Origin of the sequence: Pseudomonas sp. GM49 (genome assembly GCF_000282355.1) — a bacterium.
In the GTDB taxonomy this organism is placed as follows: Bacteria; Pseudomonadota; Gammaproteobacteria; order Pseudomonadales; family Pseudomonadaceae; genus Aquipseudomonas.
The window spans coordinates 21,076-28,509 of record NZ_AKJL01000339.1 but is presented as its reverse complement, the minus strand read 5'-3'; the positions used below and the strand labels follow the sequence as shown (position 1 = coordinate 28,509).

Annotated in this window: 6 protein-coding genes and 1 pseudogene; all 7 read right to left on the bottom strand. The window is 62.9% G+C overall.

The genetic code is table 11. The features are described from left to right. Nucleotides 1-158 precede the first annotated feature (158 nt). Nucleotides 159-263, bottom strand: a pseudogene (locus PMI29_RS33235) (outer membrane lipoprotein carrier protein LolA); the annotation flags it as partial. Between the two features lie 188 nt (nt 264-451). After that, nucleotides 452-1,246 (bottom strand): ChbG/HpnK family deacetylase, encoded by a 795-nt coding sequence (locus PMI29_RS00285; protein WP_008004700.1) that lies wholly within the window; start codon nt 1,244-1,246, stop codon nt 452-454. Next, nucleotides 1,218-2,429, bottom strand: coding sequence for a GNAT family N-acetyltransferase (locus PMI29_RS00290; protein WP_008004699.1), 1,212 nt, complete (start codon nt 2,427-2,429; stop codon nt 1,218-1,220). Before PMI29_RS00290 ends, PMI29_RS00285 begins: the two co-directional genes overlap by 29 nt. 4 nt (nt 2,430-2,433) lie before the next feature. Continuing rightward, entirely contained in the window at nt 2,434-3,120 is a 687-nt protein-coding gene (locus tag PMI29_RS00295) for an N-acetyltransferase (RefSeq protein ID WP_008004697.1), read from the bottom strand. A gap of 83 nt (nt 3,121-3,203) precedes the next feature. Continuing rightward, on the bottom strand, nt 3,204-5,123 hold the full coding sequence (locus PMI29_RS00300) for a hypothetical protein (protein WP_008004695.1): 1,920 nt from the start codon (nt 5,121-5,123) through the stop codon (nt 3,204-3,206). Further along, nucleotides 5,120-6,424, bottom strand: a complete 1,305-nt coding sequence (locus PMI29_RS00305; RefSeq protein WP_008004693.1) for a lipopolysaccharide biosynthesis protein — start codon at nt 6,422-6,424, stop codon at nt 5,120-5,122. Before PMI29_RS00305 ends, PMI29_RS00300 begins: the two co-directional genes overlap by 4 nt. After that, entirely contained in the window at nt 6,421-7,422 is a 1,002-nt protein-coding gene (locus PMI29_RS00310; protein ID WP_008004691.1) for a polysaccharide deacetylase family protein, read from the bottom strand. Before PMI29_RS00310 ends, PMI29_RS00305 begins: the two co-directional genes overlap by 4 nt. Nucleotides 7,423-7,434: the final 12 nt, after the last annotated feature.

The following is a 7,434-nucleotide window of genomic DNA, read 5'->3' as shown; positions in this document are numbered from 1 at the left end:
GAGCTGCAGGCGAGCTAACGCTCGGCCTGATGAGTGGTGAGAAGCGTGGGTGTACGCCGACCCATTGTGGGAGCGGGCTTGCCCGCGAAGGCGGCCTGCCAGCCGACCAATTTCTCACAGGTATACCTAATCCCCTGTGGAAGCGAGCTTGCTCCGGGCGGCGTTCCGACGATAGCAGCGGGCTCTGTAGGAGCGAGCTTGCTCGCGAAAAACCTGAGAGCACCGCGGGGTGTCAGGCTCCCCGCATCATCGTTGACCTCCATCGCGAGCAAGCTCGCTCCTACAGGCCGGGCGGCGTTCCGTTTTTCCAAGTGACCCGCGGTACGGGCGGAACCATAGGCCGCCGTTACCGCAGAAACGGATATGTACACCATCAAAACAGATACACCTGACACACAGCCATCGCGAGCAAGTCGGATCGCCGCACCGTCGCTCCCACAGGGATTGCGGGTTACTCCAGAGCGGTCTGGGCACGGTGAGGCGTGGCGTCGCCCGCAGCGGTATAAGCCACCCTCGGCACACCCGGCAAGCGCCGTTCCAGCAGTGTACTCAAGGACTCTCCCGGTTCCAGGTAGGCATCGCCGAAGTCGGCGCCGAGCTGGTTCGGGTGGGCGACGATCTCCAGCAGGCCGTCGGGTGGCGGTTCGGCGTTGCGCAGATCCACCGGGGTGCACACGTAGTCGGCGGTGGCACCAGCCAGGTTGCTCAGGCGACGGTTGAGCAGGTCCTTGAACACGCGCTTGGGCAGGCTGAGGTTTTGCCCCAGATTGCGTGCCAGACGTACCGGCACCCCCTGGCGGGCGGCGAAGCGCGCGACGATCTCACCGATCGGCCAGATGTTGTGCACATGTTGATGGGAGTCCAGGTGGCTGGGGTGCAGGCCGTTGTCCAGGCAGCGCTGCCACTGGGCTTCGAGTTCTTCGAGTACGGCGTGGCGATCCCGGCGCCCGAGCCAGAGGCGGGTGCGGGACAGGTTGAGGTCGAATACGCCGGCACCGTCGCAAAACGTCGGGCGTTGCACAATGCTCTGGCTCAACGGACGGCCGTAGGTCAGGTTGAAGTGCAGGCCGATGCGGCCTTCGAGCAATGGATGCCGGGCCAGGGCACAGGCCGCTTCGAACGCCGGCATGTTGGCCATGGCGGTGGCGGAGCTGATGAGCCCGGCCTGGAACGCGCCCAGAATCACCGCGTTTTCGCAGGCACTGAGGCCGAAATCGTCAGCGTTGACTATCACTTGCCGAGGCATGTTTACCCTCCTTGAGGTTTTCCGCAGGCGCTTTGACTGTAGTCGTTGCGACGGGCACCGGGGTGGCGATTGCGGCCGCCGCGCGTCGGGCGCGCCATTGCTGCAATCGGGGTTTGAAGCGTTGCCAGCCCCGCAGGGCCAGGCCCAGCACCAGTCCGCCTGGACGCCAGGAATAAAAACTCCAGCGCCAGTGTTCCAGTTGCCCGGTCATGCGTTCGTGCAGTTGATGGCTGGAGTTTTCCAGGCTGACCCGCGACGCATCGATCCAGCGCCAGTTGTCTTCCAGGCCCCAGCGAATCCACTCTTCGAGCAGCACCCGGCCGCTGCCCAGGTCGGCATACTGCGGCAGGAACGCCAGGTTGTAATCGTACAGTCGGCCCTGTTCCAGCAAGCCGAGGCGATAGCTGATGCAGCGCCCCTCCAGCTCCAGCACCACCACGCGCACCAGGCCTCGGGCCGCCAGGGCGGTGAAGGCGCGGTCCATCCACTGGCGATGGCGCGCATCGGAAAAGATCCCGACCCCTTCATCGCCTTTCCAGCTCACCGCTTCGACTTCGCTGAGGTCCTGCAACAGCGGCCCCATGGTCAGGGCGTCGGGGGTAATCCGCCGCACCTGGGCACCGCACGCGGCGATGCGTTTGCGCGCGCGGCGCAGTTTGTAGCGCGGGTCGCCGGAGACTTCCTGATGGTCGGCCTCGCTGATCAAGTGCACCGGCACTCGACAGCTCAGGCGTTGTTCGACGGTCGAACTCAGCGCCTGCCACGGTGCCAGGGCCTGCGCCTGGGCCGTGGAACCGGCCAGTTCGTTGAGTTGCAGCACGGCATGGGGCAGGCGTTGACGGATCTGCGTCAGCGCCTTGCGCATTGTGTCGCCGTCGAGCCTCGTCAGCAGCGCGAGGCGGTCGGCGAGGGGATAGCCCAAATGATGCAGGACCCGAAACGGCAAACGCGCAAAGCGCTCCACGGACGCCACCAGCGGCAGGCACAGCGCCAGTTCGTCACCCTGCCAGCCAAGCAGCACGTGCAACTGCTCACCGGGCTTGAGTGCCAGTTCCGATGCGTATAGCCAGGCCAGGGTGTTGAACGGCGTGTGGTCCGTTACGCGCTGGCGCAACGCTTCGTAAGCCGCTGCCGGAAAGTCGTGGGTGCACAGCGAAGTGCACCATTCGAATCGTGCAGACATAAGGTCAGCTCGCCTCGGCTGGAACAGGAGAGGGTGCCGGTTTGCGCAAGGCATCCAGGCGTGAACCGCTGTAGCGGGTTTCGCGGAAGAAGCGCCAGCCGAACAGGTGGTAGATGTTCATGATCCGTCCTTGCTCGTGATACCCCATGCGGATGTGCAGCTTGAGCGCGGGAATGTTGTGGGACTCGCAGATATCCACCACTTTGTTGCAGCCCTGTTCAGCCATGGCTTTCCACAGGTTCAGCTGGAAATCGACCGACAGCGTGGTGCCTCGGTAGGCACGAATCTGCTCGAGACCGAACAGGAAGAACTCACCTGGCTTCACCGGGAACAGGCAGCCGTAGTAATGCCGGTCGAGATAATCGCGTGTGCTGCCCCAGATAAAGGCCACGGTATCGCCGTTTTCGTCCAGGTACATGTGCCCGGTGTACCCTTCGCACGCCAACTCGGCCATGGTGCCCACGCGATCACTGAAGTGTTTGGCAAACGCCACGGCGTTCTGCGGGGTGATGGTTTCCAGTCGCAGCGGTGTATAGGGCCGAAGCGTGTGTGGCGGTACCGGGCTCACCAGATCGCGCTCCATCCACAACAGTTCTTCGTGGAAAAATACGTAGTGTTTCCACACCTTTGCGACAGTGGCGCGCAGGCCTTTTTGCTTGATGTGATCGCTGAGTTTTTCTAGAGCATTCATGTTTTTGACTCCTGACGGTGTCGGTCATGAGTGGAGTGATTCGGTGCGCGACGAATCGTCCACGGGGCAAAAATCAACGACGTTCATGAGGTGCTCCAGCTGAGGGCAAACAGGGTTTCTCCTGGTAAATCGAAGCTGAGGCGACCCTCCAGGCATTTGAAAGATGCGTCGCGACTGCGGTTGTCGGCGCCGAAAAAGCGCAATGACCCCTGGGGTAATGGACATTGTGCGCCGGCCAGGCTCACACGCTGCAAGCGTGAGCCTTTGTTGACGCCCAGCAGGCTGCGCTGGTGCCCGGCAGACATGGCCAGCACGTCAACTTCGAAGGCGTCGTTCTCCAGGCGCATGACATCGTGTAGCCAATGCTTGCGGATAAATTGCTGTGCCAGGCCTACGGGCTTGAGCTCGAATTCATCCTTGCCGAGCACGCGGAACATGCCCTTGGGATACTCAGGTTCGTCGTCGGCCTGGAACCAGCCGAGCATGTCGAGCAAGCCGTCCTGGGAAGCATTGATGACGACCGAGGCCCACCATAACGAGGCGTAGTGGGTTTCCTGATCGTAAGGGCTGAGGCTGGCCCCGCTGGACATGTTGGTCTGGTCCAGCAACAAGGCTTTGCACGGTCGTCCCTGGGCGTCGAGCCCCACCAGCTCTGCCGCTTTGCGTACGCTATCGCGGTAGACACGGGTCGCCAGCAGGTCGCGGACCATCCATTCGTGCCACGCCAGCGCATCGACCTTGTCGCCGGACTCGGCCAGCAAGCGTCGGGCCCAGTCGATGCCGCGCTTGTCGGCGGCATTGTCGACGAACGGGCCATTGACGAACCGGGAGCTGGCCGGCATGGCGATGCGTACGCCGGCTTTGGCGTTGTCCGGGTTGCTGCGCACTTGGTGGGCCATGCTGTTGAAGAGGCGCTGGTAGCTGGCGTAGTCCGGGTAGTTGAGGTTCGGTTCGTCGGCAAAGCCGATGTAGTGCGTGCCCTTGCCGCCAAGTGCGCGTGTGGCGGCGAGCCAGGCGTCGAGGCCGGCGTTGCTGGTGGTGTCGGCGCGCAGGTCGGCCCGGCGCTGACGGCCGGCCAGCAGGGTGATGTCCTGAGTGATGCCGAAGCGATCCTGATACAGCCGGCGGAACACGTCTTCGTAATGTGGTCGCGTCGCCATGATGTCGACCAGGCTGTAATAGGTTCCGGCCTGTGGTTGCAGGGCATCGAGCACGGCGAAACTGGAATCCGGCGGTCGCGCATAGGGCAGGGCGATACCCAGGTTCGGGGTCTTGCCGAGCACGTCATTGTGCAGCGTCAGCCGGGTCTCGCCTTCGTCTTCGCGCAAGGGTTTGAGCTGTTGCGGGGTCTGGGCGAACAGATTGGCCGTGCCGTCGAGCCAGAATGCGACCTTGCCGCTGCCGCTCAGGTGCAGGCGCCAGACTTGATCGGTAGTTGCAACGGGCAACTCCACTTTGTCGAACTGCCAATAGACGGGGTAAGGCTTGAGAGGCAGTGAAAGCTGTTGGCCGTCACTCACGCGCTGCGCTTGCAACTCGCCGACGCCACCGTGGAATTTACCGGCCAGCACCGCGTGCTCACCGGCCGCGACCTTGAAGTACAACTCGTCACCGTCCCGGGGCTCGGTGCTGAAATGCACTTTGGCCGGGGCGAACAGTGCGACGGTGTGGTCGTCGTGCTCAACCGTATAACGACGGAAGCTGTAGCCAGGAATTTCCAGTCGATAACTGGCGGCGCCCGGTGCCAGGTCCCAGCGTTGACTACCGCTGGGCTCATTGGCGGCAATCAGGCGTTCGTTCTGGAGTTTGCCCTGGCCGTCGAGCAAGTAGAGGTGTTCTTCGTTGGCTTCAGCCTGCCACACCGGGGCCCAGAACACGGTCAGGGTGTCGGCGCGGTCCGTTTGCAGGTACAGGCTGCCGTCGCGGATATCGGCCCAACGCATGGGCGCAGCTTCGGCGCTCAGCCCGAGGCCAAGACTCACCAGCAATAACAGGTATTTCATGCCGATTTCCGTTGCAGCATCAGCAGCATCGGCGCGATGTCGCCGGGCAGGACGATGAGCGTTTGCCAGACCGGCACGTGGCTCAACCGGCAATACGTCACCAACAGCGCCAGGGTCACGGCCAGGTATGAGATAGAGGACGCCGCTGCTGCACCGACGATGCCGTAGGTCGGGATCAGTACCACATTGAGCGCCAGGTTGAGCAGGGCGCTGAGGCCCATCAATAATGAAATCGTGCCGGGCCGGTTTTTGCCCAGCAGGTCCAGGCGCAGAATGCTCATGTAGCACAGCCCCAACAGGCCTGGCAGCAGCGCCAACAATGCAGGATAGGCAGGCTGATAGGCCTCGCCAAACAGTGTCACGATCAACCATTGACCGACGACTGCCATGGTCAGGCAAGCGCCGAGCATCACCGTAGCGGTCAAGCGCAAGGCCAGTGGCGTGACTTTTTCGATGCCTTCTTCCTGTTGCAGCAGGCGCTTCATCAGCGGCGTGGTCACTGCTTCCGGAACGATCAGCAGCAACTCGGCGGCCGCGCTGGCCATGGCGTAGTGACCCAGCGCCGTGGTGCCGAGCAGGGCGCCGATGAACAGGTAGTCGGAGCGTAGAATCACTTGCTGGAACAGCAGGTCCGGATGACTGCGGGCGCTGTAGCGCAGCAGTTCGTTTTGACTGGCGCGGTCCCATTGCAGGCTCAGCGGATGCTCGCGCTTGAGCCAGACCCAACCGGTCAGCACCACCAGGCTGATCCCCGTCAGCCAACTGATCAACGCCGCTTCCAGGGCTGCGGTTTTCCACATCCAGAACAGCGCCAGGAACACTAGCAGCGGCGCCAGCGACTCGATCAGGCGCAAGGCATTGAAGGCGACCACGCCGCCCGAGGCGTTGTGCAGGGTCAGCAAGCCACTTTTGAGCACGGTCAGCGGCACCGCCAGCAGCAACAGCCAGGCGAGCAGGCCCAATTGCATGGTGATGTCCATTTCACTGCCGAACTCGCGGGTCAGCGCCACCACCAGCAAGGTCAGCAACGCCGCCAGCAGACAACCGAACAGCAGCACCTGGCTGAGCAGCAAACCCATCGGTCGTTGCTTGGCCGCCTGGTAGCCCACCGCTGAATTCAAACCGCCGCTGGTGGCGGCGCTGATCAGGTCGGGCAGGGTGTTGAGCAAGGCAAACAAACCCCGTTCGCTAGGGCCGAGAATCCGCGCCAGCAACACGTTACGCAGCAAGCGCAGGGCAATCATCGCCAGTTTGGTGCCCATGCTCAGGGCCAGGTGCCTGAGGTAGTTGTTGCGGCTCATGGACGTGCCCCGCGGTAGATGCGCCAAGACAGCAGCTCGGGATTGCGCGCGGTACGCTGGCTGACGCCGAAGCGTGGCAGGGCCAGTGGATCTCCGGTCCCTCGATAAATGCCGGTGCCGGTACCCAGGGCAAACGGGAAATCATGCCTGGCCACCTGTTGGCGTACCCGCGCATCGTTGTCGCCATTGGGGTAGCAGTAAACCGGCAACGGCCGGTTGCAGCCGTGGAGCAACGCATCGCGACTGCGGCTCAGTTCTTCATCCAGGCGTTGATCGTCGAGACCGGTGAGGATGGCGTGGCTGGCACCGTGGGGGCCGAAGCGCACCAGGCCGGACGCTTCCAGGTTGCGCACTTGCTGCCAGTCCAGCGCCTGGGGCAACGACTCTTGGGGGCAAGCGTCGGTCAGGCGATTGAGGTCCAGCGGCGACAGGGTTTTCAGGCTCTGCAAAAAGTTCAGCAACGCCAGGCTGCGGCGTTGTTCATCCGGGTTTTCGCACAGTGCCGGCAGCGGACGCCCAAGTTGCTGCAGGCATTCGATCAGATGCAGGCGTGCCTGTTCGCCATGGCTGTTCCACAAGGTTTCGCCGATGCTTTCCCACCAGAAGCGCTGGCGGCTGCCGATGAAATCGGTGGACAGAAAGATGCTCGCCGGCACCTGGTATTTTTGCAGCAAGGGGAAGGCATTCAGCGCGTTGTCGCGCCAGCCGTCGTCGAATGTCAGCGCCACTTTCGGCCGCTCCGAGCGCAGCGCACCTGGTTGCAGAAGGTCCATCAGCGGCACGCAGTCGAAGTGTTTTTTCAACCACACCAGCAAATGTTCAAACGCCTTTGGCCCGATGCACAGTTCATTGCGATGGGGCAGTTCGGCGGCCTGGTCGCTGGTCAGCACCCGGTGCAGCATCAGGATCACCCCGGCGCCGTGCAGTTGATTGCGCCCGACCGGGGAGTTGAGGTACAGCCAGCCACTGGTGCGTTTTAACAGTTGTTTGATCGCCACGGCACGCGCCTC